General features: G+C 62.0%; 30 protein-coding genes, 1 tRNA gene, 1 other RNA gene and 1 pseudogene. 20 read left to right on the top strand and 13 right to left on the bottom strand.

Annotation, left to right across the window (positions count from 1 at the left end):
- Positions 1–57: 57 nt before the first annotated feature.
- Together RBH20_RS08905 and RBH20_RS08900 are read right to left on the bottom strand one after the other, a co-directional pair.
- A complete protein-coding gene (locus RBH20_RS08905; RefSeq protein ID WP_306707742.1) occupies positions 58–357 on the bottom strand; it encodes a hypothetical protein in 300 nt (99 codons plus the stop codon).
- A 2-nt stretch (positions 358–359) separates the two neighbouring features.
- Positions 360–737: a helix-turn-helix domain-containing protein gene (locus RBH20_RS08900; RefSeq protein WP_004516178.1), complete on the bottom strand. Its 378-nt coding sequence runs from the start codon at positions 735–737 to the stop codon at positions 360–362.
- Positions 738–948: 211 nt separating this feature from the next.
- Here RBH20_RS08900 and RBH20_RS08895 point away from each other — a divergent pair, with 211 nt between their 5' ends.
- From RBH20_RS08895 to RBH20_RS08870, 6 genes are all read left to right on the top strand, one after another.
- Positions 949–2,100, top strand: coding sequence for a multicopper oxidase domain-containing protein (locus tag RBH20_RS08895; RefSeq protein ID WP_306707738.1), 1,152 nt, complete (start codon positions 949–951; stop codon positions 2,098–2,100).
- Between the two features lie 361 nt (positions 2,101–2,461).
- Positions 2,462–2,776, top strand: a complete 315-nt coding sequence (locus tag RBH20_RS08890; protein ID WP_306707736.1) for an Htur_1727 family rSAM-partnered candidate RiPP — start codon at positions 2,462–2,464, stop codon at positions 2,774–2,776.
- Positions 2,773–4,008: a TIGR04347 family pseudo-SAM/SPASM protein gene (locus RBH20_RS08885; RefSeq protein ID WP_306707734.1), complete on the top strand. Its 1,236-nt coding sequence runs from the start codon at positions 2,773–2,775 to the stop codon at positions 4,006–4,008. The genes RBH20_RS08890 and RBH20_RS08885 overlap by 4 nt, the downstream gene beginning before the upstream one ends.
- A 248-nt stretch (positions 4,009–4,256) precedes the next feature.
- Complete coding sequence (locus RBH20_RS08880; protein ID WP_306707732.1) at positions 4,257–4,943, top strand: PHP domain-containing protein; 687 nt, start codon at positions 4,257–4,259, stop codon at positions 4,941–4,943.
- On the top strand, positions 4,943–6,037 hold the full coding sequence (locus RBH20_RS08875; RefSeq protein ID WP_306707730.1) for an asparagine synthase C-terminal domain-containing protein: 1,095 nt from the start codon (positions 4,943–4,945) through the stop codon (positions 6,035–6,037). The genes RBH20_RS08880 and RBH20_RS08875 overlap by 1 nt, the downstream gene beginning before the upstream one ends.
- Positions 6,038–6,186: 149 nt before the next feature.
- Positions 6,187–6,393, top strand: coding sequence for a DUF2061 domain-containing protein (locus RBH20_RS08870; RefSeq protein ID WP_306707728.1), 207 nt, complete (start codon positions 6,187–6,189; stop codon positions 6,391–6,393).
- A 1-nt stretch (position 6,394) separates the two neighbouring features.
- On the opposite strand, the gene RBH20_RS08865 is transcribed toward RBH20_RS08870, so the two are convergent.
- Positions 6,395–6,865, bottom strand: coding sequence for an NUDIX hydrolase (locus RBH20_RS08865; RefSeq protein ID WP_306707726.1), 471 nt, complete (start codon positions 6,863–6,865; stop codon positions 6,395–6,397).
- 43 nt (positions 6,866–6,908) lie between these two features.
- Complete coding sequence (locus RBH20_RS08860; RefSeq protein WP_306707724.1) at positions 6,909–7,883, bottom strand: transcription initiation factor IIB family protein; 975 nt, start codon at positions 7,881–7,883, stop codon at positions 6,909–6,911.
- Between the two features lie 225 nt (positions 7,884–8,108).
- On the opposite strand from RBH20_RS08860, the gene gatC reads away from it, so the two are divergent.
- From gatC to RBH20_RS08840, 4 genes are all read left to right on the top strand, one after another.
- Entirely contained in the window at positions 8,109–8,387 is a 279-nt protein-coding gene (gatC, locus tag RBH20_RS08855) for an Asp-tRNA(Asn)/Glu-tRNA(Gln) amidotransferase subunit GatC (protein WP_004956920.1), read from the top strand.
- Positions 8,388–9,665 carry an Asp-tRNA(Asn)/Glu-tRNA(Gln) amidotransferase subunit GatA gene (gene gatA / locus RBH20_RS08850; RefSeq protein ID WP_306707721.1) on the top strand — a complete coding sequence of 426 codons (1,278 nt, stop codon included), beginning with the start codon at positions 8,388–8,390 and terminating at the stop codon, positions 9,663–9,665.
- A 91-nt stretch (positions 9,666–9,756) separates the two neighbouring features.
- The gene (locus RBH20_RS08845; protein ID WP_306707720.1) at positions 9,757–10,902 is read left to right on the top strand and encodes a M48 family metallopeptidase; all 1,146 of its coding nucleotides are present in this window, start codon (positions 9,757–9,759) and stop codon (positions 10,900–10,902) included.
- Between the two features lie 41 nt (positions 10,903–10,943).
- A complete protein-coding gene (locus tag RBH20_RS08840; RefSeq protein ID WP_306707718.1) occupies positions 10,944–11,129 on the top strand; it encodes a hypothetical protein in 186 nt (61 codons plus the stop codon).
- A 32-nt stretch (positions 11,130–11,161) separates the two neighbouring features.
- Here the strand turns inward: RBH20_RS08840 and RBH20_RS08835 are convergent, their stop codons facing one another.
- Complete coding sequence (locus RBH20_RS08835; protein WP_373567954.1) at positions 11,162–12,208, bottom strand: glycosyltransferase; 1,047 nt, start codon at positions 12,206–12,208, stop codon at positions 11,162–11,164.
- Here RBH20_RS08835 and RBH20_RS08830 point away from each other — a divergent pair.
- A pseudogene (locus tag RBH20_RS08830) lies at positions 12,101–13,708 on the top strand (MFS transporter); the annotation flags it as partial. The gene RBH20_RS08835 and the pseudogene RBH20_RS08830 overlap by 108 nt on opposite strands.
- Positions 13,709–13,731: 23 nt before the next feature.
- Here RBH20_RS08830 and RBH20_RS08825 read toward each other — a convergent pair.
- Complete coding sequence (locus RBH20_RS08825) at positions 13,732–14,781, bottom strand: glycosyltransferase family 4 protein (protein ID WP_306707714.1); 1,050 nt, start codon at positions 14,779–14,781, stop codon at positions 13,732–13,734.
- A 178-nt stretch (positions 14,782–14,959) separates the two neighbouring features.
- Here RBH20_RS08825 and RBH20_RS08820 point away from each other — a divergent pair, with 178 nt between their 5' ends.
- The 3 genes from RBH20_RS08820 to RBH20_RS08810 are packed head-to-tail and all read left to right on the top strand — an operon-like array spanning position 14,960 to position 16,426.
- Positions 14,960–15,247: a ribonuclease P protein component 4 gene (locus RBH20_RS08820; protein ID WP_005538431.1), complete on the top strand. Its 288-nt coding sequence runs from the start codon at positions 14,960–14,962 to the stop codon at positions 15,245–15,247.
- A gap of 52 nt (positions 15,248–15,299) precedes the next feature.
- On the top strand, positions 15,300–15,548 hold the full coding sequence (locus tag RBH20_RS08815; RefSeq protein WP_306707711.1) for a YhbY family RNA-binding protein: 249 nt from the start codon (positions 15,300–15,302) through the stop codon (positions 15,546–15,548).
- A complete protein-coding gene (locus tag RBH20_RS08810; RefSeq protein WP_306707709.1) occupies positions 15,548–16,426 on the top strand; it encodes a mechanosensitive ion channel family protein in 879 nt (292 codons plus the stop codon). The genes RBH20_RS08815 and RBH20_RS08810 overlap by 1 nt, the downstream gene beginning before the upstream one ends.
- Before the next feature lie 320 nt (positions 16,427–16,746).
- Here RBH20_RS08810 and RBH20_RS08805 read toward each other — a convergent pair.
- Positions 16,747–16,821, bottom strand: a tRNA-Arg gene (locus RBH20_RS08805).
- Between the two features lie 74 nt (positions 16,822–16,895).
- Positions 16,896–17,171, bottom strand: coding sequence for a DUF5798 family protein (locus tag RBH20_RS08800; protein WP_306707707.1), 276 nt, complete (start codon positions 17,169–17,171; stop codon positions 16,896–16,898).
- A gap of 79 nt (positions 17,172–17,250) precedes the next feature.
- Here RBH20_RS08800 and RBH20_RS08795 point away from each other — a divergent pair, with 79 nt between their 5' ends.
- Both RBH20_RS08795 and ffs read left to right on the top strand, forming a co-directional pair.
- A complete protein-coding gene (locus RBH20_RS08795; RefSeq protein WP_306707705.1) occupies positions 17,251–17,664 on the top strand; it encodes a hypothetical protein in 414 nt (137 codons plus the stop codon).
- Positions 17,665–17,743: 79 nt separating this feature from the next.
- An RNA gene (ffs, locus tag RBH20_RS08790) (signal recognition particle sRNA) lies at positions 17,744–18,056 on the top strand.
- 403 nt (positions 18,057–18,459) lie between these two features.
- Here the strand turns inward: ffs and RBH20_RS08785 are convergent.
- On the bottom strand, positions 18,460–20,139 hold the full coding sequence (locus tag RBH20_RS08785; RefSeq protein WP_306707703.1) for an acyl-CoA synthetase: 1,680 nt from the start codon (positions 20,137–20,139) through the stop codon (positions 18,460–18,462).
- Between the two features lie 100 nt (positions 20,140–20,239).
- On the opposite strand from RBH20_RS08785, the gene RBH20_RS08780 reads away from it, so the two are divergent.
- The 3 genes from RBH20_RS08780 (at position 20,240) to RBH20_RS08770 (ending at position 23,310) form a co-directional block, all read left to right on the top strand.
- On the top strand, positions 20,240–20,842 hold the full coding sequence (locus RBH20_RS08780) for a bifunctional 2-polyprenyl-6-hydroxyphenol methylase/3-demethylubiquinol 3-O-methyltransferase UbiG (protein ID WP_306707701.1): 603 nt from the start codon (positions 20,240–20,242) through the stop codon (positions 20,840–20,842).
- 499 nt (positions 20,843–21,341) lie between these two features.
- Entirely contained in the window at positions 21,342–22,205 is an 864-nt protein-coding gene (locus RBH20_RS08775) for a fumarylacetoacetate hydrolase family protein (protein ID WP_306707699.1), read from the top strand.
- A gap of 340 nt (positions 22,206–22,545) precedes the next feature.
- Positions 22,546–23,310: an IclR family transcriptional regulator gene (locus RBH20_RS08770; RefSeq protein ID WP_306707698.1), complete on the top strand. Its 765-nt coding sequence runs from the start codon at positions 22,546–22,548 to the stop codon at positions 23,308–23,310.
- Between the two features lie 663 nt (positions 23,311–23,973).
- Here RBH20_RS08770 and RBH20_RS08765 read toward each other — a convergent pair.
- Positions 23,974–24,150: a hypothetical protein gene (locus tag RBH20_RS08765; RefSeq protein WP_306707696.1), complete on the bottom strand. Its 177-nt coding sequence runs from the start codon at positions 24,148–24,150 to the stop codon at positions 23,974–23,976.
- A gap of 90 nt (positions 24,151–24,240) precedes the next feature.
- On the opposite strand from RBH20_RS08765, the gene RBH20_RS08760 reads away from it, so the two are divergent.
- Positions 24,241–24,639, top strand: coding sequence for a hypothetical protein (locus RBH20_RS08760; protein WP_306707694.1), 399 nt, complete (start codon positions 24,241–24,243; stop codon positions 24,637–24,639).
- A gap of 27 nt (positions 24,640–24,666) precedes the next feature.
- Here the strand turns inward: RBH20_RS08760 and RBH20_RS08755 are convergent, their stop codons facing one another.
- Genes RBH20_RS08755 through RBH20_RS08745 form a run of 3 tightly spaced genes read right to left on the bottom strand, consistent with a single transcriptional unit; the run spans position 24,667 to position 26,776 of the window.
- On the bottom strand, positions 24,667–25,710 hold the full coding sequence (locus RBH20_RS08755) for a cytochrome b/b6 domain-containing protein (protein WP_306707691.1): 1,044 nt from the start codon (positions 25,708–25,710) through the stop codon (positions 24,667–24,669).
- Complete coding sequence (locus RBH20_RS08750) at positions 25,707–26,117, bottom strand: hypothetical protein (protein WP_306707689.1); 411 nt, start codon at positions 26,115–26,117, stop codon at positions 25,707–25,709. The genes RBH20_RS08755 and RBH20_RS08750 overlap by 4 nt, the downstream gene beginning before the upstream one ends.
- Positions 26,114–26,776: a 4Fe-4S dicluster domain-containing protein gene (locus tag RBH20_RS08745; RefSeq protein ID WP_058995203.1), complete on the bottom strand. Its 663-nt coding sequence runs from the start codon at positions 26,774–26,776 to the stop codon at positions 26,114–26,116. The genes RBH20_RS08750 and RBH20_RS08745 overlap by 4 nt, the downstream gene beginning before the upstream one ends.
- Between the last annotated feature and the right edge of the window lies 1 nt (position 26,777).

Genomic DNA, 26,777 nt, shown 5'->3' with positions numbered 1-26,777 from the left:
GACAAAATCGAGACACAAGAGACGAAGAGATCGCCGCGCAGATACGCTACGTAGTCGCTATCGAACGTACAGCGAGTACAGGATGATACCCAGGCCGATGGCCGTCAGCGAACTCGACGTGAAGACGCCCACCGGAAGCAGGTCTTGACCGAGATACCTGCCGACGGCGATGTCGAGGACACCGCCGGCAAACGCACCGAGGGTCACCACCCCGAACCCGTATGTGAGCCACTTGTGCTGGGGGCTTTTCGTCCGGCTGTACGCCTGATACGAGTAGTACGTAATCAGTCCACCAAGAATGAGAATCAGTGTCTTCGAGACGACGATGCCAATCTGTGAACTTGGGATGTGTACCATGGTTATGTCTCCTTTCGCACCTCAGACCAGAGGTTTTCGAGCCGTTGGTCCGGCGTCCGAGCGCGGTGTGAGATGTCGACGGTGAGCGACAGTTCCTCGTCGAGACTGATGACGACCTCCTCGAAATCAATCGCGTATCGGCTGGCGTGTTGGCCGTCCGACCGGACCTCGACACCCTCGTACAGCAACGAGGACTCCGTCAGTAGTTCGAGCTTTCGGTAGGTCGTCGATAGCGGTACGCCGCTCCGGTCGGATATCTCGCTCGCCGTCAACGGTTCCTCCAGTACGCTGACAATGGCGCGACAGTCCTCATCGTCGAGTGCGTCGAGGACCGCCTGTAACTCCGGCGTCTCCTCGTCAGCGAAGGGGTCCCGGACCATCCTTGCCCGACACTGCCCGCCCAAGACGTTTAATGTAACCGACTTCGGAGCGCTTACCGCCCGACACAGCCGATGTTTCCGCCACACAGCACGCAATATATGGGGGACTTATCTGTAACCGTGGCCTGGTTCCCAGTAACTGAGAACGCTTCTGCCGGTCTGAGAACTGCCTTTGGGGGTTTATACTGTGGTGTCTTACCCCCAATTGCTTATGGAAGATCAGATCGGCGCACCCGGATCGGGCATCTCCCGTCGTGACTTCGTGAAAGCCTCCGGCCTCGGTGGCACGGTCGCGCTTGCGGGCTGTACCGCTCCAGGTGAGGTTCCAACCGAAGAGTCAGTCGACACCAGTACAACCCCAGCACAATCCGACAGCGACCTCCCGACCACGTCGCCGCCAGAGATCGTCAACGTCGACGAGCAGGGTGGTGAAGTGACGCTTTCCTCTGTCCCAGCTAAACACGAAGCCCATCCCGGCGGGTCGATGGGCGGCCCCGTCGAACTGCCCAAGGTGTGGGCGTTCAAGGCCGACGACGGCGAACCGAGCGTCCCCGGGCCGATTCTCCGGACGACGGAGGGTGAGGACATGGAGGTCACCTTCGACAACACAGACGGCATGCGCCCGCACACGGTCCACTTCCACGCCGTCCAGAAGCAGTGGGAAGACGACGGAGTCCCGACGACGACGGGTATCCGAATCGACCCCGGCGAGAAACACACCTACACCATCCCCGCGAACGTGACGGGCACGCATCTCTATCACTGCCACTACCAGACCCATCGTCACATCGACATGGGGATGTACGGCATCTTCCGCGTTGACCCGAAGGGGTACGAACCGGCCGACAAGGAGTACTTCATGACGCTGAAGGAGTGGGACTCCCGGCTGAACCGGCAGATGGCCGGCATGGACGCCAACTACGACGTTCGTAACCGTCGCCCCGACACGTTCACCGTCAACGGCAAGTCGGCACCCCGGACGCTTCACCCGGAGGATGGCTCGCCGATCATCGTTGAGCAGGGCGATACGGTGCGCATCCACATGTGTAATAACGGGTACATGGATCACCCGATGCACATCCACAACCACCGCTTCCAGGTGACCCACAAGGACGGCGGGAAGATTCCGGAAGCCGCCCGCCACGAACAAGACGTCACCAGCATCCCGCCCGCCGGTCGGCACACGATCGAGTTCGAAGCCGACGCCGACCCCGGTATCTACCTCGCGCACTGTCACAAGGTGAGCCACGCGATGAACGGGACCTCTTACCCCGGTGGGATGATCACTGGTGTCGTCTACAAAGAGGCGATGGACACCGATATCTTCAAACAGCTGATGGACTACGCCGGCTACGAAGCATAAGACGGCGTTTCGATAGCTGAGTGAGTTGACCGGTCTTTTCCCAGCACGTTTCGGCCGGAGTCGAAAGTCTGTGCTCCTTTCGCAGGGCACCGGTTCGACCCCGCGATAAATCAGATACTGCTATATCGAATTGCTGGTCTGTCCATCCACCCACCGTCTCGGGGGCGTGGACACCCAGACGCTCTGTAACGCCGAAAAAGCCGAGTGAGGGCCGCCTGGCTCGGACACCGGGCTGTGCTGTTTTGCTCTCTGATCCTCTCGAATGGGGCTATCGCCGCTTCACAACCGCGAGGACTGTCGTAGTTCCCAGTAGCTGAGAACACGCTAGTCCCGTTTTTCTTGGGGAGTCTAACAGGGGGATATGGAAGAGTTCGACCACGAGGTAGACGCCCCACGCGGCGCAACGAGTCGCGAGTGGGAGGTGTTCGTCCGTGAGGATACGGCGGACCCACTCACCCACGTCGGCAGTGTCAGTGCGCCGTCCGCCGACATCGCCAGAGAGCAAGCAGCGTCGCTGTTCGCGCGCACGGCCGTCACACTGTGGTTGTGTCCCGCCGACGAGACGCACCGCTACCAGACGGATGCTGCGACGCTCGGAGCGGGGAAAACGGGGGCCGATGAAACCATGAGCGTCGACGAAATGGAGTCGGAGACGCTCCGGGGTGAAAACCGATGATCTCGGTCTCGAAACTGCTCTGTGACCTCGACGCCGAAGGGGATGGTCTCCGGTACGACGCGGCAAACGAGTCGACCAAACGCCAGATCAGGGACGAAAAGCAACGCCGGCCCGTCGTCGTCTGGAACGTCACCAAGCAGTGCAATCTCTACTGTGACCACTGTTACGCCGCCGCGGACACGGAAATCGCCGACGGGGAACTCTCGACCGCGGAAGGGAAAGCGCTGCTTGAGGACCTCGCGGACTACGGCGCGCCGGTGGTACTGTTCTCCGGCGGCGAGCCGCTCGTCCGCAACGACCTCGAAGAACTGGTCACCTACGCGAACGAGGTCGGTGTCCGACCGGTGCTTTCGACCAACGGGACACTCATTACCGAAGAACGCGCCCAGTCGCTGAAAGACGCTGGGCTGAAATACGCCGGCGTCTCCGTCGACGGCCTGCCAGAGCGAAACGACGACTTCCGTGGGGTTGACGGCGCGTTCGAGGGCGCAGTCCAGGGAATCGAAAACTGTCTCGACGCGGGACTGAAGACCGGCCTCCGGTACACCATCACCGAGCGCAACGCCGCGGATCTGGAGGGGGTCGTGGACCTGCTGACCGACGTGGGCGTCGACCGCTTCTGTTTCTACCATCTGGACTACGGCGGTCGCGGGACTGAGATTGTCGACGCCGACCTCACACCCGAGGACCGCCGACAGGCGGTGAAGCGAGTCTGTGACATGACCCGCAAGTACCACGACCGTGGAGAGGTAATCGAGACGCTACTGGTCGGGAACTACGCCGACGCGGCCTACCTCGTGGAGTACGCCCGCGAGCACATGAGTGATGCGCAGGCCCAGCGGGTATACGAGTACCTGCGGGTCAACGGCGGAGACCCGACCGGCGAACGTGTCGCCGACGTGGACTACCAGGGCAACGTCCACCTCACGCAGTTCTGGCAGGGGTACTCGCTGGGGAACGTCCGCGACCGCTCGTTCGGCGACATCTGGGAGGACGAGTCGAACCCGCTGCTTTCGGCGCTCCGGAACCGCGAAGAGCATCTCACAGGCAAATGTGCAGACTGCCGCTATGCCGGGGTCTGCCGTGGGGCGTCCCGGCTCCGGGCGCTCACCATCGAAGACGACCTGTTCGCCCCGGACCCGCAGTGTTACCTAGAAGACACTGAGGTCCACGGGCCGCCGCCATTTGACACCGGTGAGAACTCGGTGGCGAGCGGGAGTTCAGCTGACTGAGCCGGGGCGGTCAGCCCTACTTTAATCCCCGCCAAGCTGGGGGGGACCACTGATTCCTGCGTACCGGTAATTGCTACATGCGACCGTCGATTGACGGTCGTATCGTCGGGAAACACACGCTCAGTCTCGTGGGACAGATGGGCGTTCCTTCGGGCATTCGGCCGCCATGGACACGGCGGCCGGTTTGTTCTCTGTGAGCACTGGGGCGGACCGGGGCGTTTTTGCCCTGCCCCCCGTTATCGCTACCTGTGCAGTCGGTTGAGCTACATGCGCATTCGTCGCTGTCGTACGACGGCCGGGACCCGGTCGAGCTCCTCTTAGAGCAGGCCAGCGGCGTCGGGCTGGACGCGCTGGCCGTGACTGACCACGACGAAATAGACGCCAGTCTCCGGGCAGCCGAACTCGCCCCGGAGTACGGCCTCGTCGGAATTCCCGGGATGGAGGTCACGTGTGCCGCCGGACACGTCCTCGCGCTGGGGATTCAGGAGGCGATTCCGCCACACCTCCCGTTCGACGAGACGCTTGACCGCATTCGCGACCAGGGCGGGCTCGCGGTCGTTCCCCATCCGTTTCAGGAGTCCCGCCACGGCGTGTTAGAACACATCTCGAAGGCCGAACTCGCGACCGCCGATGCTATCGAAGTGTACAACTCACGGCTGCTGACCGGGCGGTCGAACCGGCAGGCCGAGCGGTTCGCTCGCCGAAAGGGGCTGCCGATGACCGCCGGCAGCGACGCCCACATCGCGGAGATGGTCGGGCAGGCGGTCACCAACGTTGGTACGGACGAGCAAACGGTCGAGGCAATCCTCGACGCCATCCGTGAAGGCAAGACGACCGTCGAGGGTAAGCGGACGCCGTGGCGCATCAGCTTCCGGCAGGCCGCCGGCGGGGCGAAGCGGCGCGTCAAGAACGGCATCGCGGAGCTCCTACAGTGATGCAGGGAGCCGATCCGGACACCGTCGCCGACGCCCTCGCGAGCGGCGACGCGCTCCCAGGTACTGGCGGGTTCGCGGGCGAACTGGACGGGACGCTCGTCCGTGACGTTCTCGGGCGGTACCCACTGTTCGTGGAGCGTGCTGTTTCTGACGGGGAGCGGCTCGACCCCGAGCAGTGGAGCCACGACCCGACGGCACTGGCCGACCCGCAGTCGTTTCCCGCTGGGTACGTCCGCGACGAGGGGGGCCACGGACGCCGCTTTTCGCTCCCGTCGCCGGACCCGTTCGATACCCACGAAACGGCAGTCGAGCGGGTCCGTGCTGCTGTCGAGACGAGCATCGACGCCGTCGACACCGAGAACCTCGCAATCGCGTTCTCCGGCGGTGTGGACTCGGCGCTGCTCGCGGCACGACTCGACGCGCCGCTGTACGTCGCCGGCTTCCCGGACAGCCACGACGTCGAGGCGGCGCAGTCGGCCGCCGACCTGCTGGGAACCGAGGTCCGCGTGGTCGAACTCACCCACGACGCCATCGAGCGGGCGGTCCCCGAGATCGCCCGCGCGACGAACCGGGTGAACGCGATGGACGTGCAGATAGCGCTCCCGCTGTACCTCGCCGCCGAACGGGTCGCGGCGGATGGCTTTGACCGGCTCGCGCTCGGACAGGGGGCCGACGAGCTGTTCGGCGGCTACGCGAAAGTCGCCAAGGCTCCCGAAGACCCCCGTGTGGAGGCCGACACCGTCCGCGGAGCCCAGCGAGAGGTCGTCGCTTCGCTCCCCGACCAGTTAGAGCGGGACGTGCTTGCACTGCGGGCCGCCGGCGTCGAGCCTGTGACGCCGCTGTTGCACGACCGCGTCGTCGACGCCGCGCTTCGACTGGACGGCGACCTGCTCGTCGACGGCGAGACGCGCAAGGTCGCGCTCCGGGCGGCGGCCCGGGACTCGCTCCCGGACGAGATTGCGGACCGGGACAAGAAGGCCGCCCAGTACGGCTCGCTGGCCGCTCGGGAACTCGACCGTCTAGCCCGACAGGCCGGCTACAAGCGCCGGATGGACGATCACGTCACGCAGTACGTCGAATCGCTCGCGGACTGACCCAGACGCCGTCACCGAAGTCGTTACCGAGAAGTAATGATATGTAATTATACTTTAGTGGCTGGCCCAGATAGTTAATTTTGAATGACAAGTATGCGGGTTGGACGCCACCCTATCGAATCTCCGCCAGTACAGTGGGGTGAACGATAATGACGCAACACCGGCGGTCAGTCGCCAAAGCCGTGAGCTACCGACTGTTCGCGACCAGCGTCGTGTTCGGTATCGCCTTCCTGTTTACCGGTGAAATCGGTTCGTCTGCGAAAATCGGGCTTTCGGCGGCCATCGCTAAGACGGCCCTGTACTACGTGTGGGAACGGCTCTGGGCCAACATCGACTGGGGCGTCGCTGAGGCGTAAGTCACTCTTCGACAGCATTGATTGCTTGCTGGCCGACCTCGACGACATCTGCAGGGAGTTCCTCGCTCTTCTGTAAGTCGTCAACAGAGAACCATTCCCAGTCGTCGGCCGGTTGTTCGCCCGTCCCCGGTGTGATGTTGCGGCTCTCTGCCCGGCCGTAGAAAATGAAATCGATGTGCTGGTGGCCGACCTCGCCCTCGGCGTTGACGTTGATGTCTTCGAGCAGGAAGTGCTGTGGCTGTGGGATGGAACGGACCGTCTCGCTCTCGATGTCCTGCTGTGGAGCGATCAGGTCAACGTCGAGGCCCAGTTCCTCGCGTGTCTCGCGGAGCGCGGCCTCGTGGGGCAGTTCGTCGCGGTCGATGTGGCCGCCGGCGGGCAGCCACATATCCAGTTTATCGTGTTCGTGCAACGCGACGCGACCGTCGCTGACGGCGTAGACTGTCGCGACAAAATGCCGAGTGGTCTCCATACCGACTGAACGGTACAGTCGGTGGTTTAGGTTACGATACCAGTTAGGGGTGGATGTTGTCCTCTGCTTCCAGCAGTTCGTGGTAGCGGTTGCGGATGGTGACCTCGGAGATGTTGGCGACTTCGCTGACCTGACTCTGGGTCACCTTCTCGTTGGTGAGCAGCGAGGCAGCGTAGACGGCGGCGGCGGCGAGGCCGACTGGTGACTTCCCGGAGTGGACACCCTCTTGCTTGGCGTTCTGGAGGAGCTGGCGGGCGCGCCGTTCGACCTCCTCCGAGAGGTCGAGATCCGACGCGAACCGCGGGACGTAGCTCTCGGGGTCAGCCGGCTGTATTTCGAGGCTGAGTTCGCGGACGACGTAGCGGTATGTACGAGCGATTTCGTCTTTCTCGACACGGGAGACGCCCGCAATCTCGTCGAGCGAACGGGGTGTGCCGGCCTGTCGCGCGGCGGCGTACAGCGACGCTGTCGAGACGCCTTCGATGGAGCGGCCGGGCAAGAGGTCCTCGTCAAGTGCGCGACGGTAGATGACGCTGGCCGTCTCACGAACGTTCTCGGGCAGCCCGAGCGCCGAAGCCATCCGGTCAATCTCACCAAGGGCCTGCTTGAGGTTGCGTTCCTTGGAGTCGCGGGTGCGGAACCGCTCATTCCAGGTCCGCAGACGCTGCATCTTCTCACGCTGGCGCGAGGACAGGGAGTTGCCGTAGGCATCCTTGTCCTGCCAGCCGATGTTGGTCGACAGGCCCTTGTCGTGCATCATGTTCGTCGTCGGTGCGCCGACGCGTGATTTCTCGTCTTTCTCCTTCGAATCGAACGCGCGCCACTCGGGACCGGGGTCGATCTCGTCCTCCTCGACCACCAGCCCACAGTCTTCACACACCGTTTCACCGCGCTCGCTGTCGGAGAGTAACGCCCCGCTACACTCCGGACAGACGAGTGTCTCCGACTCTTCTTCCTCCGTCTGCTCTGTCTCCGTTTCGCGCTCGTTCGAGTATCGGCGGATGCTGGTATCGGTCATTTGTTGGGGGGTGGGACAACCGGGTATCGTACCCGAAAAACGTGTTGTAACCAATTGTTGTATCTACGGCGACTTAAAACTTTTGTCTGTTTCAGAAGTCCAATTTTCGGAACGGAAAACAAGAGTTGGCAAATCTTGTGTATTCCCTTCACTAATTGTTAATAGGTCTATAAGTATGCCCGGTGTTTCGAAACGCTTACCGCGCATCCAGCACTCGGGCCCGACATGAGCGACCCCGCCGTCGATCCCGAGGAGGTCAAGCACGTCGCCGACCTCGCCCGTGTCGACCTCGCAGACGACGAGATCGAACGGTTCACTGAGCAATTTGCCGACATTCTCGACGCGTTCGAAGCGCTCGACGATGTCCCAGAGACGGAGCGGGAGGCCGAACTCTCGAACGTGATGCGCCCCGACGAAACACGGGAGAGCCTCTCACAGGAAGAGGCGCTCCAGAACGCCAGCGATACCGAAGAAGGGCAGTTCAAAGGGCCGAAGGTGTCGTAAATGACGGCGTACAACGGCTACGTCACCGACGAGACCATCGAGGGCGCAGACGACGGTCCGCTGGCGGGTAAGACCGTCGCAGTCAAGGACAACATCTCAACCGAAGGCGTCCGGACGACCTGTGGCTCGGCGATGCTTTCCGACTACGTGCCGCCGTACGACGCGACGGTCGTCGAGCGACTGAAAGATGCCGGCGCAACCATCCCCGGCAAGACGAATATGGACGAGTTCGGGATGGGGACGACCACCGAAACGTCGGCGTTCGGGGCCGTCGAGAACCCCGCCGCTGAGGGTCGTGTTCCGGGCGGTTCCTCCGGTGGGTCGGCAGCCGTCGTCGCCGCCGGCGATGCCGACCTCGCGCTCGGAAGCGACACCGGCGGTTCCATTCGCTGTCCGGCCGCCTTCTGTGGCGTCGTCGGCATCAAGCCGACCTACGGGCTGGTCTCCCGGTACGGCCTCATCGCCTACGCTAACAGCCTCGAACAGATCGGCCCTATCGCGCCGTCCGTCGAAGGCGCTGCGGAACTGCTAGATGTCATCGCAGGGGCGGACGAGCACGACGCGACAACGCAGGAAGCGCCCGAGAGCGACGGCCCCTACGCGGCGGCCGCCGACGGCGACGTCGATGGGCTCTCTATCGGCGTTCCGACGGAACTGCTCGACGGGGCCGACGAGGAGGTCGTCGAGACGTTTTGGGATGCCATGGACGACCTCGAAGCCCAGGGTGCGAGCTACCACGAGGTCGACCTTCCCTCGGTCGAACACGCTGTCGAGGCGTACTACGTCATCGCCATGTCCGAGGCGTCCTCGAACCTCGCGCGGTTCGACGGCGTCCGGTACGGACAGTCCGGCGGCTACGACGGCAACTGGAACGAGTCTTTCGCGAACGCCCGTGAGGAGGGCTTCGGCGAGGAGGTCAAGCGCCGGGTTCTCCTCGGCACGTACGCCCTCTCGGCGGGCTACCACGATAAGTACTACAAGAAGGCCCAAGACGCTCGCGCGTGGGTCAAGCAGGACTTCGACGAGGCGCTTGATGACGCCGACGTGCTCGCCTCGCCGACGATGCCCGTCCCGCCGATGCAACGCGGCGAAAGCCTCGACGACCCGCTCACGATGTATCTGGCCGACGCCAACACGACGCCGGTGAACCTCGCAAACCTTCCGGCGATCTCCGTTCCGGCCGGCGAAACCGACGACGGACTGCCAGTCGGGCTCCAGTTGGTGGGGCCGGCGTTCGGCGAACGTGAGATCATCCGGGCCGGCAGCGCACTGGCATAAGCACGCGAGTGAGCAATCACCCGGGCCGGTGGCCTGAGGTCGGGCCCGAACCCTCCGTACACTTTTTGTTCGTCATGACGAACAGACAATTATGCCTCCCCTCCAGTCCACGACGTGGTCCCTCCGTGCACGTCTCATCGCGCTTATAGTGGTGCTCGTTGCCTTCGACGCCGTGGCTGTCGGTGTCGCATACGTGCTCGGCCATGTTGCGGTCGGCCTCCTGCCGCTGGTCGGGTACGACACCGGGACGCTGTTCTGGACAATGGGGTTCGATATCGTGCCGCTGTGGCCCGTTGTCCTCGTCGGGACGCCGCTCGTCCTTGCCGTTCAGTCCATCTACGGCTACCGGATGACGCTCCGGGATGCTGGGACGAGCGCAACCGAATCCAGAGCATCCGATCCCGAGTCCGTCGATGAGATGCGGGCGAAGATACGGCGCAGCGAAACCGCCGACCGCATCGAAGAACGGGTGGCCCGGCTGGCACAGACCGCGAACATGGCGACACCGGACGTGACAGTTATCGACTCGGAGACGCCCAACAGCTATGTCGCCAGTCGGCCCGGCGAGCAGACGCTGTTCGTGACCACGGCGCTCGTGGACCGACTCGACGACCGGGAACTCGACGCCGTTATCGCCCACGAACTGGCCCATCTCAAGAACGGCGACGCGTTCGTCATGACTGCGGCCGCGTTTCTTCCAACCGTCAGCGCGCTGTTTACTCGCACGCTCGGGAAGACAGTGCAGTACTCGGGGCTTTGTCACTGGTTCCTCGGCGGTGACGACCGGGACGGGACGTGGTTCGCTGGCGGGAACATTCAAATCGTGATGCTGCTCTTTGCTGTCATCGCGATACCCGTCACGGCAACGCTGTATCTCGCCAGCACGGCCTGCTATCGACTCCTTTCACGGATCCGGGAGTACGCCGCGGACACGGGCGGCGTCGCCATCTGTGGCTCCCCGGCGGCACTCGCCAGCGCGCTGGAATCGCTGACAGACGACCAGCGCCCGGACACAGACATCCGAACCGCCGAGACCGGTGTCCGAGAGCTTTGTGTGGTCCCGAACGCCATTGCGGCCGACGAGCGGACCCCGCCGGAGGGACGGGCCGAACGCCTTGCTCACCGCTGGCGAACAGTCACCGAATGTGTGTTACCCCGGTCGCATCCAGCTGTCGACGACCGAATCGATGCGCTGGCGGAGCGGCAGTCCACCCTCGACCAGCACGAACAGGCGTGACGAAGGGGTACAGTTTACTCGACGGCGGCCTGAGAAGGCGTATGAGCGACGCTGCTGACGGCCGATTGAGCTGGCTCCACTGGCCGACGGTCCTGAAGGGGCTGGCGCTGGGCATCGGGGCCGGCCTGATACTGGCCGTGTCACTGGGGGATTTCTATCTCGGGATACTGCTTGGAACGCTCAACGGGCTCGCCTTCGGTATCGGCTGGTCGCACTCGCGGGCCTGAGATGCGCGACTCAGGCGCTGTGCCGGCGACAGCTACAGCACCCCGTTGTACACGTCGGCCAGTTTGTCGATGGCGTGCTCGACACTGATAACGTCCCGCCGGGCAAGGCAGCGCTCTCGAAGGTGCTCCCGCTCGTTGAGGACGCGCTCGATAGCCCGGCGGAAGCCATCGATGTCGCCTTCGTCGTAGGAGTAGCCGGTTTCGCCGTCCTCGATGGTGTCGCTGAGTGCGCCGGCGTCGACACCGGCGACGGGCGTCCCACAGCAGTTGGCCTCCAGCGCGACCAGCCCCTGCGTCTCGACGGGGCTGGGGAACGCGAACACGTCGAGCGTCGAATACAGTTCGGGGAGCTCCGCACGGTCCAGAAAGCCGAGAAAGCGCACGTCGGCGTCGCTGTGCTCGGCTGTCGCTTCGAGGGATTCACGGGCCGGACCGTCGCCGCCGAGTACGACGGTCACGTCCAGTCCCTCGCAGGCGGTGATGATGTCTTCGAGGCACTTTTCGTAGCCGTGGCGGCCGGTGTAGCCGACGATAGGGCCGTCGGGGAGGGCGTAGCGGTCCCGGAACGCGGTCGTGTCGACCGGTTCGAACACGGTCGTGTCAACGCCGTTCGGAACGACCGTCACCGTTGTATCAAGACCAATAGACTCCCGGAGGTGGGTCGCTGCGCGCTCGCTTGGCGCAATAACGGTGTCAGCGCGGCCCAGGAACCAGCGTTCGTAGCTCTCGGCGCTGGAGCGGACCGCTGACTCGACAGCGCCGTTGAAGGAGACATACTCGGCGTACTCGCTCGTGGGCGTGTGATACGACGCGACGAACGGGATATCGAGCTTTCCTGCGAGTCGCTGGCCCGCCATCCCGAGGCTAAACGGCGTGTGGGCGTGGACCAGTTCGGCATCGCGGACGCCCTTCGGTATCTGTGGCATCCCGAGCCGAAACCCCTCGTAGAACGGGAACGGAAGGCTCCGGACGGGGTACTCGTTCTCGGACGGGTCGTGGTCGCTTTTCGGATAGACCACGCCCATACGACCGCCGCGGTCGCGCCAGCGGTCCCGCCACGTCTGGACCGTATAGGTCACCCCATTGACGGTCGGCAAGTACGTGTCGGTGAACGTCGCGACGTGCGGCAGTGTCATCGCCGCGGCGTAGCAGGACCAGGCGTTAAACCGTTGCCATTGGCAAGCCACCAGTCAGACAGCTGTCACCCGCCGGCAGGTGCCAGAGTTCTTTTCAGGGACCGTGATGGACTGTGGATAATGGATCGGGACGGCTGGCTATACGCCTGGGCCCTCACATCGGTCGCGCTGGGCGCGGGCTCGTTGCTCGTGCCGCTGTATTTCGTCGCTATCGGCGGTGAGACGTTCATGCTAGGCGTCCTCGCCGGGGTGGCCGCCGCTGCGGGTGCGCCGGGGGCACTCATTTTCGGCCGCATCGCCGACAAAACGGGGAGGCGTCGGTCGCTCGTCCTCCTCACACTGGGGTTGGCGACCCTCGCGCTGGTGCTCGTTTCGCTCACGGAGGAGCCGTGGCTTGTCATCGTCGGTAACGGTCTCCTGTGGTTCGCGGCTGGCGCTGCCGCACCGGTGCTGACACTGCTTGTCACCGCCGGAACCGTCGAGCGGGACTGGCCGGCGCGGTTCGCCATCCTGAACCGCTACCAGGGTTGGGGCTGGGCTGGTGGGTTGGTCCTCGGACTTGTGTGGACGGCATTGCTCTCTAGACCACTCGGCGAGATTGCCGCCCAGCAGTCGCTACTGTGGTTGTGTGCGGCCGCAGTCGGTCTGTCAGCGTTTCTCGCGGCGAAGTGGCTGCCGGCTGACCCCGACGAACTCAACCGGCCGCGGGCCAGTCGGGTGGCGCGAGCCATCGCCCGGTCGCGCCGGCTGCCGGTCCGGAGCGCGACGTTCCCGGTCGGTCCGGGCCGGCTGTACTGGCTCACGCGGTCGATACACCCCCGAGAAGTCGCGGCTCGGTTCTCCCCGTCGCTGACTATCTATTTCGTCGCCGTCATCGCTTTCTGTACCGGTTTCGGCGTGTTCTGGGGACCGCTACCGCTGTATCTCTCGCGGACGCTCGGCTACGAATCGGGACTCGTCTTCGCGCTGTATCTCATTTCAAGTGTCGGGTCGGCGCTGTGGTACGGCCGCGCCGGTGCGCTTTCCGAGCGGTACGACCCGAGCGGGCTCCAAGTCGGGAGTCTGCTCGCCCGCGCGGCGCTCCATCCGGCCGTCGCCGTCGTGGGACTTCTGCTGTCGGCGACGCTCGTCGGGACAGTTGTCAACGGTGTCGTGTTCGCCCTCATCGGCGTCGCCTGGGCCGTCATCGCCGTTACCGCGGCCAGCGTCGTCACTCAGCTTGCCCCGGCGGCGATTCGCGGCGAGGCGCTCGGGCTGTACACCGCTATCTCCGGGCTCGCGAGCGGTGTCGGGTCGATACTCGGCGGCTGGCTCGGCGGCTACGACTTCCTGCTCGCGTTCGCCGTCGCCGGCGCGCTGGTGCTGGTTGGCGCGTCGCTGGTCGCGGTCGTCTGGCGTCGCTCGCCGTCAGCATCTGTGGAAACGGAACCGATCTCAGCGTAACGACTGCCGGCTTCGAACGCCACTCAGGCCAGTTCTTCGTACGTCTCGACCAGCCGCCGGCCGACCCGGTCTAAGCTGTGCTCCCTAGCCGTCTCCTTGGCATTCTCGCCAAGCCGCTCACGAAGGTCGGGGTTCTCGGCGAGTCGCTCCAGCGCCTCGCGGAACTCGGACTCGTCGGCGCAGATGAGACAGTCGTGGCCGTCCTCGTAGTACTCCCGGAACACCGGAATGTCCGAGAGGACGACCGCCTTCCCGCAGGCCATCGCCTCCAGCACGGCGATCCCCTGGTTCTCGGCCTTCGTCGGGAACAGGTACACGTCGCCGGCCCCGAACGCACCGCGGATATCCTCTATCCATCCGGTAAAGGTCACGTTCTCGGGCGGGTCGTTCACCCACCGGGAAACAGTCTTGGAGGCCTGCGGCCCGGCGTCGTAGGGGCCGAACCACGCGAAGTCGTGTTCCGTCTCCTGTGCGAGTTCACAGAACGCCGTCAGCCCCTTGCGCTCGAAGACGTTGCCGACGGCGAAGACGACCATCCCGTCCAGATCGTAGCGCCGCCGGTAGTCCCCGCGCATGTCCTCATGGCCCGCCAGCGCGTCGATGTCGACGCCGTTTGTCATCGGCCGTATCGGCGCGTCGACTGGGTACGATCCGAGGATACCTTTCGTGTACTCGGAGGGACAGAGTACGAGGTCGGCTTGCGAGTAAAACCACCGGAGGTAGCGGCCCAGCGCCGGCGCGATCAGGTTCGACCCGCGGAAGCTATCCCGGAAATCCTCTCGGGTGACGTGGGCGTGCAGGACAAGCGGGATATCCGCCTGTGCCGCGTACCGGGCCACAGCGACGGAGCCCGGTCCGATCATGTTGCAGTGGGCGATATCGAACTCGCGGAACATCGGGTCATTGAACGCGAGATTGCCACCAAGTGCCCACGCCGGATGTCCCTCCTGCCATGGCGTCGTCTCGACCTCAATGTCGGTTTCGGACAGCGCCGCGCGCTGGTGGTTCACGGCGGTGCCGATGCCCGACCGATTGAGGCGGTCGGCCAGTTCGAGATAATTCAGGACGCGCACGTCTCGGGCAACTCCGTCGGGGCCGAAAATCCTATCGACTTTCCCTGTGAGGGGACATGATTGGCAGTATTTGCGTCCCAAAGAAAAGTTCAGAACAGCCAGAAAGTACCCAGAGCGTGATATCGAAGTTGCTAGCTCGTTCGGAAGGCATTTTCCCGCCGCCGACCCAGTACCGCCAATGACGGACGAGGCGACCATCGCCCGCGAGCGGATTGAGCGTCTTCAGTCGCTCGCTCGCGAGGCCGTCCAAGCCGGTAACGAGGAACGCGCCCGGTCGTACGTCCGGCGCGCTCGGCGTGTCGCCGAACGCCACCGCCTGCGCCTGCCGCGGTCGTTCGAGCGGTCGACGTGTGACGCCTGCGACACGTACCTCTTGCACGGACACAACGCCCGGTCTCGAACCCAGTCCGGCCACGTCGTCATTACGTGTGACTGTGGGTCACAGTCCCGCTACCCGTACGACTGAGGATTCTTTACGACTACTGGTTTTAAGGGGCTGTCCTTGCTAAACCGTGTACATGAGTGACTCTTCTCGACAGTCGCGAATACACGACCTTGACGCGACGCTCCGCGTCGGCAAACACGGCATCGAATCCGTCGCGGACGAACTCGACGATCAACTGGAAAACACGGACCTCGTGAAGGTGAAGTTCCTCCGGTCGTCCCGGGGCGGCACAACAGCAGAGGAACTCGCTGACGACCTAGCTGAGATGGTCAACGCTACCGTGATTCAGGTCCGTGGTCACACCGCGGTATTTGAGAAATGATGCAAGTCCAGCCCCTCGCGGACCTGCTCAACGGATTCGGCGTCCCAGCCGCCGGCTCCATCGCTTCAGCGGTGGTTTTCGTCGTCGTCTTCGTCCTCGTCTACACTCTGGGGAAGGCGATTGTCCTGCCTATAGTCGACCGCTCGCTCAAGTCACGCGACCTCGATACCCACGCTCGGCGACCACTGAAAAAGGTCGTCAGCATCGGTATCGTGTTCGTCGCCATCTCTGTCGCCTTCGGGATGGCCGAATACGGGAACTTCCTGCAGTCGCTGGCAACCATCGCCGCAGCGGCGACGCTGGCTATCGGCTTCGCGATGCAGGACGTCCTCCAGAACTTCGTCGCCGGCGTGTTCATCTACACCGACAAGCCGTTCCGGATCGGCGACTGGATTGAGTGGGATGGCAACTCCGGCGTCGTCGAGGACATTAGCCTCCGTGTTACCCGCGTCCGGACCTTCGATAACGAACTGCTGACCGTTCCGAACTCGAATCTAACTGATGGCGTCATCAAGAACCCTGTCGCCAAGGAGCAGCTTCGACTGAAGTTCCTGTTCGGCATCGGGTACGACGACGACATCGACAAGGCGACGGAGATAATTCTTGAGGAGGCCCGAGACCACCCCGAGATTATGGACGACCCCGAACCGTCCGTTCGGCTGGTCGAACTTGGTGACTCCTCCGTCGGCCTCCAGTCACGCATCTGGATCGAGGACCCGAACCGGGCGGACTTCGTCAAGACCCGCGCCGAATACGTCAAGACGGTCAAGGAACGGTTCGACGCGGAAGACATCAACATCCCGTACCCGAACCGGACCATCGGCGGCGGTTTGGAGATGGCCGGACTCGAAGGCGTCGTGGAACCGGCCGACGACTGATCCACCTGGCGCAATCCCATCGCGAAAGTCCGCAACACACCGACATCCACCGACATTCTCCAGTCTGTGTGACGCTCCATGTGGTTCGGAATCTCTGTGCCGGTTCTTTCCGTATTCGATTCCCGCAAAGCAGGACGGACAGCTCACTGTTGTTCGCGTAGAAACGGTGCTTCCTCAGAGGGCCCTGTTACTGCTCATCGACTTGCTCGCCACGGAACACAGGCGCTGAGGGGTTTGAACCACGTCGGAGCAAGCACCTCCCTGATACAAATCCCTCAGCCGACGCTCCTCAGCATTCAGTGTCGTTCGTGCAAAAGTCACGGGCGCTGAGGGATTTGAACCCCCGACGGTTTGGTCCGAAGCCAAGCACTCTGTCCAAGCTGAGCTAAGCGCCCTACGTACAATGGTATGATGACGTTATGGTTTAAACCAACCGGTTCCGCCGCGCGATGGTGCCGCAGTCAGGGGATTACTCTGAAACCGCTTCAGCTGTGTCGCTATCGGTGTCAACGGCGACCTCAGCCACGACCGTCTCGGTGTCGACGCCCCGTTCTTCGGCGAGTGCCTCAATGAGCGCGCGCTGTTCGGCCAGTTCCTGCTCCATTCCGTCGACGCGAGTATTCGTCTCGTCGACAGTGCTCCGCAAGTCCTCGAGCTGTGTCTTCAGCTCGTTGACCTTCTTGTAAAGATCCTCAGCGATGTCGGCGACCTTCTGTATCTTTTTCGCGGTGGAACCCAGTCCCATGGCCACGGCTACGGCGAGGCGACATTTCCTCGTTTCGCTCGAACGTCGCTGTTAAGACGCCGCCGGACCGAGCGACGATATGGACGACTTGCGGCTCGCTCCGACTATCGGCATCGTCGGGTGTGTTCTGTATCTCCTTGTGCTCGCAGTCCCGTACGGCCTCGTCGAAACAGCGAGTGCCGTCGGGGCGTACTACAGTTCGGGGGCGCTCTCCCCGCTGCTGCCGGGCGTATTCGCGCTGGTCTGCATCATCGTGTTGGCGGCTGGCCGCGAGGGTCGGTCGGACCCAAGCGTCGCGGCGGGCGCAAGCATCGGTATGGGCGTGTTCATCGTCGCCCTCAGTGTTCTCTGGGCAGTCACCGTCCCCGAGAGCCTCGTGCTGGGGCTGACCGAGTCAACGCTGATGGAGTACCATCGCTGGGGTGTCGTCCTCGCGGGCATGCTCATACCGGTTGGGGGCACGTGGTTCGCGCGGGCGCTGGACCTGCTGTAGGCCGGTCTGTCCACCGGCGCGTCGTCCAGCGGTCTGTGGGCGCATCCGAAAGGCCCTTATGGGGCGGCGGCGGACTTTCAGATGGACTAGGTCGGGGGGCTAGGCCCCCCTCCTTGCCCGCACTGTGGTCTTGAGCGGGGACCGAACACCGGGGGCGTCCGGTCTGACGGACGTGGACCCCGTGAGCTAACGTGGAAGCCTCGTCCCACGGGGACGGCGGTCGGCGTGGTCGCACCTGCAGGGGTGCGCCCACGTGGTTAAACGATGGCACTCCGCCAGGCACGGAAGTGAGCAGCGGACCATCGAACACCCGTCGCTCGTGGGGTCGCGGGGTGGAGGAGGCAAACGGGATTACCCGCGTCCGAACGCCGGGCCATCCTGGCTGTCCGTTCCATTCATACCTGCAGTTACGACCCGCAAACAGTCGTATTATATGTGTTTTCGCCGAAAGCGATCGCCTCCAGCCGCGCAGGCTTGATCCTGGTCGCTGAAGGGATCTGACGTTCCTATCGCCTGTTGAGGTACTACGGTATTAGAGATATTCGAAGCGAGATAGAGTCCAGCAGCGATCCGAAAAGGTGATTTCTAATTACCTTTCGCTATCTGCTTCTATGTTCTCGATATTCATAACTGTAAAAGGGTCAAATATAACTCAAATATGGTCCAAAATTCGATACCGGCCTAATATACCCCACAGTCTCGCATATTGAGGTCGGTTTCTCATTGAAGTGAGTGAAGACCAGAATAACTCACTGACCTCGGCCAGTATACAGCTACCGATGACGGCACCGGAGGCTACGACTCGCCGGCACTGTCGTCGGCGTCCCACTCCTGCAGTTCCGTTCGCCGGATCTTCCCGCTCGTCGTCTGTGGTAACGTCTCGGCGAACTCGATCTCGCGAGGGTACTCGTACTCGGCAAGGGTCTCTCGGACGACAGACTGGATTTCTGTCCGGAGCGTCTCGTGGTCCGGCCCGTCTCCGGACGTCTCGACGTACGCCTTGATGATTTCGCCCCGCGTGTCGTCCGGAACACCGATGACGCCGGCCTGGACCACGTTGGGGTGTTTGAGAATCGCGCTTTCGACCTCCATCGGCCCGACGCGGTAGCCACTGGTGATGATTACGTCATCTGTGCGCGATTTGAACCAGACGTAGCCGTCGTCGTCCTGCCGGGCCAGGTCGCCGGTGACGAACCAGCCCTCGACTTCCTTGGCTGCGGTTTTTTCTGGCAGCTTCCAGTACTCGTCGAAGAACACCGAACGGTCGTGAGGGCGCAGCGCTATCTCGCCGAGTTCGCCGGTCGAAAGAGGCTCAGCAACACCGCGGTCGGCGGCGTCAGGGTCCAGAATCGCCAGGTCGTATCCTGGCAATGGCTTGCCCATGCTGCCGGGTTCGGTGTCGAACCAGTTCGAGTTATTGGCGACGACGAGGTTCAGTTCCGTCTGGCCGTAGAACTCGTTGATGGTGACCGAGTCGAACGTCTCCGCCACCCAGTCGACGATTTCCGGCGTCAACGACTCGCCGCCGACGGCAAACGTCTCGATGGCGAGGTCGTACGTCGCCGTTGGGTTCTCGACGTCGATCAGCATTCGGAGGGCAGTGGCCGGCATGAACGACCGGGTGATATCGAACTCGGAAAGGAGGCTAAACGCCGCCTCGGCTTCGAACCCCGAGGCGGGGTAGCCGACAATGGTCCCGCCGTGATGCCACGTCGCGAAGAGCGTTCCCCCGAGCGCCGCGCCCCAGGCCCAGTCCGCGGGCGTCCAGACCGTCGCGTCCGGTCCCAGCCCCTGGTCGAAAAAGTTGTACGCCGCCGCGGCTCGTCCGAGCCACAGCGCGTGTGAGTGCCGGACGCCTTTCGGGGGTCCCGTCGAGCCGCTCGTGTACAGTATCGCCGTGTCGGTGTCTGGCGTGGAGTCGTAGGGTTCGATATCGGTGTTTTCCGACGCGGCGAGCACGTCCTCGAAGGCATTGACATCACCAGCCGGCGCGTCGGTTTCGATCTCGATGACGTGTTCCAGCGCCGGACAGTTGTCCCGGACCGCATCGATATCGTCGCGCACGGCTGGATCGATAACGGCGACGGTCACCCCAGCATCGTCCAGCCGATACCGGAGCGCGTCTGTCCCGAATAGGACCGTCAGCGGAACCGACACGGCTCCCAGCTTCCAGTTCGCTAGGTGTGTGATCGGGTTCTGTGGCTTCTGTGGCACGACGACGCCGACCCGGTCACCGACCTCGACGCCGAGCCCGGCCAATCCCGCCGCAAGTCTGTCCGATAGTTCGTCCAGTTCGCGGAAGGTGTACTGCTCGCGCCGTCCGTCGGGATACGCCTGTTCGAGTGCCACCCTGTCGGAGTCATCGTGTTTGTGCAGAAAATCGACTGCCGGATTGTACGACGACGGAAGGTCCCAGGTGAACTGCTCGCGGGCCTCGTCGTACCCCTCGAAGTCCGGCATCACTGTCCAGACCATGGCATACCGGTCGCCTGGGTGGCTGTTGCGTCTTTCGGTCGAACCACCGTCGCCACACCCGATCCGGCAGAACTTTCCGTCTTCCCCTCCCGACTTCACCGTGGACTCTACCGACATTCGGGAGGAATGGGCCGAGCGGTCCGGCGAATACTCTCCCGCGTATTATGCCTACTATGGAGCGGACGAGACGAGTGAGTTGGTGCAGTCAATACTCGCAGAGCATGTCGAGCAGGACGCGGCTGTGCTGGAGGTTGGCTGCAGTTCCGGGCGGCATCTCGCTGCGCTGGCTGACGCTGGCTACTCGGATTTGACCGGCGTCGATATCAACGCCGATGCGTTAGACGTCCTTGCTGAGACGTACCCCGACCTCGCAGCCACCGGCTCGTTCCACGCGATGGCTATCGAGGAGTTCGTTACAGATGTCGCGGACGACACGTATGATGTCGTTTTCTCTGTCGAAACACTGCAGCACCTCCATCCAGACGTCGACTGGGCGTTCGAGGAACTGGCACGGATCGTAGATGACCTGTTGATCACCGTCGAGAACGAAGGCGGCGACCCGGGTGAAGTAAACTACGTCGACGACAACGTCCCGCTTTATTACCGGGACTGGAACGCGGTGTTCACAGACTGTGGCCTTACCGAAGTAGATTCGACAGATGGAAAGCGAGACACTGTTCGCATATTTCAGGCGTCTGAATAGAAGTTGGAAGAGACAGGATTGTATAGAGGGTTCTCGGGGACAGAAGCTGAAAAATATACCCACTTATACGAGATTGGATGCCAAAAGGTCGAGTGTGGTTGTAAAACACAGATGGTGCGTGCAAAATCATGTGCCAATCCAGATGTGGTTTGTGGCTCTTAGAAATGCATATTAAACGGATGGTAACAGAGCGGGAGTCGCATTGATCTCAGTTCAATAATCGTGTATCGGATATGAGCTGAACTACTGAACGGCGGTCTTACACGGAACCGTACTACAACCAGCACCCTCCGTTACAGAATTGGGCTTGGGAGCGGTGAGTATGTGTCTCACGATATGCCCACTGGGATAGCAGAATAACGTATGTACGTCTGTCATCCGTAATGTTCCGTATTACTGAACGGCAATTCGCCTGAGGGGAAACAGATTGCCGGCCGACGGCAGGAAGCAGACTGTTGGCAGCACAAGATTCATGTAGTGTTGCAGTTTGCAACTCTGTATGAGGTACTACCAGCTACGTGACGGGAACTCACAGCGGTTAGCGGTCGAGACTGGGGATGGTGTGTACGATTTGACCAGCGTCAAACCGCAGCTTCGAACGTTCCGTGACCTCCTCAAGTCGGCCTCGATTGCGGATACCGCACCGGATGAACTCAGCGCCCGCCACCTTGATGCCGCTACGGTGGTGTCCGAACAGCGACTCGAAGCTACTGCTACCGATCCCGTCACCGCCGACGAAGTCTGGGCCGCTGGCGTCACGTACCAGATCAGCGAAGAAGCACGGACAGAGGAAAGCGATACGCCGGAGATGTACCTTGACGTGTACGACGCGGAGCGACCGGAGATCTTCTTCAAATCGACGCCGAATCGGACTGTCGGCCCCGGCGAAGCGGTCGGCATCCGAGCCGACTCTGACTGGGACGTGCCCGAGCCAGAGCTCGCGATCGTTCTCTACGAGGGAGAAATCGTCGGCTACACCGTCGGCAACGACATGAGCAGTCGGTCTATCGAGGGGGCGAACCCGCTGTACCTCCCTCAGGCGAAGGTGTACGACCGCTGTTGTTCGGTCGGCCCGGCCGTCGTCACGGACATCGAAGACCCGCACTCACTGGCGCTCTCGATGTCGATCCACCGCGACGGAGACCGTGTCTACCACGGGGAGACCAACACCAGCGAGATGAAACGCACCTGCGAGGAACTCGTCTCGTACTACACCGCGCACAATGCGGTCCCCGAACTATCAGTGCTACTTACCGGGACCTCGCTCGTTCCCGACGACGATTTTACGCTGCAGGAGGGGGACGAGGTCACCATCGATATCGAGTCCATCGGAACACTGAAAAATTCAGTTACGGTCGTCTGAGCGGCTATCGGCCCGGGGGTGGGACTGCGGTCCCTCTGGGAGCCGCTTCACATAGGGCTTCACAGCGTGATACCGTGCTCGGCTCTCACCTAGTTTCGATTGCGTGCCTGTGTGTCGGTCTGCTGTGGGGGATTTGCGCCGACGAAGTTATGCCATCCCTCCGTTTGACTGCACGCTCCACGGATATATCTACCTACGACAATTGGCCGGACCGTACGTGCCTCAGTGTGCGGTGGTTTGTTATCGATATGCCGTGAGAAAAACCAGTGTGCCGTAGAGGCCGCGGCTCTGTCCCAGATGTTTGAACAACTGTTTAGTATGAGGGCGTGCATGACCGGGTATGGCAAAGACCGCTCAAAACCCAGTTAAATCCGCCGAGACAACGTTCGAGGTGCTTGACGCACTGAAAGATCTCGACGGAGCCGGCGTCACCGAACTGGCCCAGTACCTCGACATCCCAAAGAGTACCGTTCACAACTATCTGAGCACGCTGGAGCAAGAAGAGTACGTTGTCAATAGAAACGGTGTGTACGAGGTAGGGCTCCGATTCCTAGAACTGGGGGCGTACGCCCGCCACCGGCAAAAGCTGTTCGAGATTGCGAAGCCAGAGGTTGACCGGCTGGCGGAAGAAACCGGCGAGCTCGCGAATATTCTCGTCGAAGAACACGGCCGCGGGTCGTACCTGTACCGTGCTCGGGGAGACAAAGCCGTGCAGGTCAAGGCCCACGTCGGAACACGCGTTCCGCTTCATACGACAGCGCTGGGAAAAGCGATTCTCGCACACATGCCGACCGAACGGGTTGATGCGATTGTCGACCGCCACGGACTCGGCGGGGAGGCCAGCAAGTCGATCAGTAGCAGAGCGGAGCTGGAGCAAGCGCTAGCCGACGTTCGGGAGCGCGGCGTCGCCTTTGACGACGAGGAGCGTCTCGAAGGGCTCCGCTGTGTCGCTGCTCCGGTGCTCAACCACGATAACGAAATTATCGGTGCGATCAGCGTTTCGGGGCCGACAAATCGATTCCGTGGCGACCGGTTCCGCGAAGAATTCCCACAGAAAGTACTGGAAGTCGCCAACGTTATCGAACTGAACGTTACCTATTCGTGACACCAGTGTTCAGAAGCGGCGAACGGTATCACAGTCTTCTGGAGGCGATAATTGAACAGTTGATCTTCGACAATAGCGCCGTACGCGGGCGGTGATTGCGGAACAGACAGACAAGGCAGGGGGTACTCAAAGTGCGTATCGAAATCGTTTGCAGCACGTATTAGCTCCACAACACGCATGAGTCCCTGCTTGCACTCGATAAATGCCAGTTCATAGCTTTGGCCGCTGGACGGTGTCCATACGTAGTATTCATGATGAGTGAACGGCTTTTCATCGCCATCTTACACCATTCGGTACGAGATATGACTACGGCCCTGACTCGGTCCCAATCTCAATAATGGATGTACTACTGTTACTCCAGACGGGACATATCGATTATGCGCTCCCTATCACTGGTTGTGTTCTAAGTAGTAGCGAAACCAACCGGCTGTATACGTAATATGTCCAAATATCGGTTTTGTGTACAATACTGCCTAATATGGCGCTATCACAGGTGCTGAAGAACCGATATTGCAAAATACATCTATAATTTTGGGCAGAGGAGATTATATTTGGTCAATGCTAAGCCAGCGAATGAACTATTCGACGATAGATCTTGCTCAGGTAGACACACAGCAGCAGCTATTGTTCCAGCAGTATCTCTCGACAAGTTGGGTTGCACAGTTACGCGAGGAACTGGACACCCAGAGCCAGCAGGAACAGTACCACGACCCCGATCGATGACAGTTCGAGCCACCGGGACCGCACGTCGGCGGACCTGATGCTTGCAACGAACAGCGTTCCGACGATGCCGACGACGACGACCAGTGCCAGATACACTGCGTTGAGCGTTGATGCCATGTGATACCATTCCACAGCAGTACAGTAAACATTGGTGGTCAAATGGCCGTCCCCACAACGGTAATGAGACTCAATCACATAGACAGGGGCATGCGTCTCGAACTGCGAATCTGTAAACACTGCTACAAGGGTGACCATGGGAACGATCAAAAGACGGCGGTGACACAGGACATGGTCGCCTGTGCGGAACAGGTCCGCGAGTACAAGGACCTCATTGGGCTCGATGCACTCTATATTACGAAGGTGACGGAAGGTGACCCCGGCGGCGCGGAAGCACTGGATGTCATCGTCGCCAGCATTGAGGGCGATCAGGTCGCGCTCTCAGATACCCAACTGGTCATGGAGGACGGCGACGGCAATATGCTTGTCTACCCGGAGCCAAAGGACATCCTCCAGGTCCTGACCCGGAACCTGAACCAGATTCAGGAACAGACCCGGCAGGACGTCGACGTCGAGCTATCGCCGGAAGGACAGGCACTCATCGCGTAGCTGCACGAAAAACGGCTCGCAGTCGGTTCAGTTCTCGCTGTCGTCTGATTCAGGCTGGCCGCCGTCGGTCTTGGGCTCGCCCCCGTCGGCCGCGGCCGGCGGTTCTCGCTCTGCTTCGAGCTGCTGTTCCCAGCGGATGCGCAAGACGTTCCCGTACATCGACAGCACGAGCCCGACACCGAGGACGACCATGCCGAGGTTGATACCGATAGTCAACAGAATGCTCGACGGGCCGCCGCCGATGGCGAGTTCGCGGGGCACCGGATAGCCCTCGTCGAAGATGCTTCCGATGAGCACGGAGACGATCCCGATGACGGTCATCGCACCGAAAATCGTCGAGACAGTTCGCCAGGACGGGGACAGCGAGAGGCGTTCGATCCCCGTGGTGTCCGGCTCCTCATCGTCGTCGCCGTGGTGCTCAGGCACCATGCTTCGGGGAATGAACGCCTTCGTCTCGACGGGGTAGAAGGCAGGGTGCATCCCGTGCTCGAAGATGTGGAACATGACCCCCATCAGCATGATGACGCCCAGCAGGCCGTGGAACGTGACGAAGGCCATTGCGGCCGCTTTGGTCTGGAACATTGCGGCGAGGCCGGTCTTACTCCAGATGAGCAGCCCCGAAATCGCAAGCAGGGTCAGCTCGATGGAGAAGATCGCCACGACACCTTTGCCAATGTAGGACAGCAACGGGACCTCATCGGCCTTGTAGCCGGCGAACTGTCGCGCGCTCGGGTGGCGTTCGTCGGCCCGGCCCAAGACGAACTGGATGTCCTGGATGAACGCATCGACGTCGTCTTTCGCCGGGAGGATTTTCGAGAAGTTGCTCCGGCCGGTTGAAGAGATAATCTGGAGCGTAATCCAGAAGATGACGAGTGCAACCAGCCCGATGCCGGTGATGCGGTGGATTGCCGTCACGCCTGAGGCCCCGCCCATCAGCGTCAGCATCCACCACAGTTCGTCGTTGAACATGATGGCGTAGCCGGTGAAAAACAGCAAGAACACGTCCAGCCCCAGCAGCGAGTGGAACAGGGTCGTCACACGCGTGAACTTTCCGTGGTCGAGATTGCTCATGCGCCGTCACCCCCCTGTCTGTCGCCACCGGTCGGCGACCCGCCGTCGGCCGCGACGGCCTCGTTTGTGTCCTCACCCGGTTCGCGCATCTCACCTGCCAGCCGCTGGAACGCCGCCCAGTGGATGAACACCATCACGAGAATGAACGCACCGAGGATGACGTCGGCCGCGTGGATGAGCGCGATGAGGAAATCGAGCGCGGGGATGGTGTTGCCGAACACCCAGTCCGCGCCGATACCGCCGCCCTCGACGCTCGGGTTGACCCGGTACAGCGATTCGTAGCCGAGTCTGAAACCCTGTGCCCAGAACAGCGCCAGCCCCGCGACAGCGAGGCCGACGGCCGCGCTGACGAGCACTGAGACGCGGCTGTAGCCGTTCACCTCCGGAAGGTCTTCTGTGTTCGTCATTGGAACTCACTGGCGTCCTCGCCAAAGATGATGTCCATAGCCACGTCGTTGAAGAACGTGCCGCTGTCCCTGTTGTCCAGTTCGTCCGAGATCTGGGCCGGCGTCCCGACCAAGATGGCGTCGGTGGCACACTCCTCGGCACAGGCCGGCCCCTTGCCGACGTCCTGGCGCTCCTCACACATGGTACACTTGTCCATGTTGCCACCGCTGCCGACGAGATTGGCGACCCCCTCGTCCTCGCTAGGGAACTGCGGCGCGCCAAAGGGACACGCCGAGAGGCAGTACTGGCAGCCGATACAGAGGTCGTCACGGACCCGTACGAAGCCGTTTTCCTTCGAGATGAGCGAGTCGGTCGGACATACCGAGACGCACGGCGCGTTCGAACAGTGATAGCACTGCATCGGCACCGCGGTTTCGCCTGGTGACTCACCTTGGCCCATCGCCTGGCCGCTGCTGGCGTTGAGCCCTGATGCGGCCTCTTGGCCTTCGAGCATCGTCGCGATACTGATTCGCTGTTCGTCTCGTGGGACGTCCCACGTACGCTTACAGGAGACGACACAGCCGCCACAGTCGATGCACGCTTCGACGTCCGGGAAGATACGCGCATCCTCGCCGGTACTCATCACGCCGTCGTGCATCACTTCGTTGCCTGTTGACATA

The sequence above is a fragment of the Haloarcula sp. H-GB4 genome, from assembly GCF_030848575.1.
Lineage (GTDB): Archaea > Halobacteriota > Halobacteria > Halobacteriales > Haloarculaceae > Haloarcula.
This window is presented reverse-complemented; position numbering and strand designations above follow the sequence as displayed.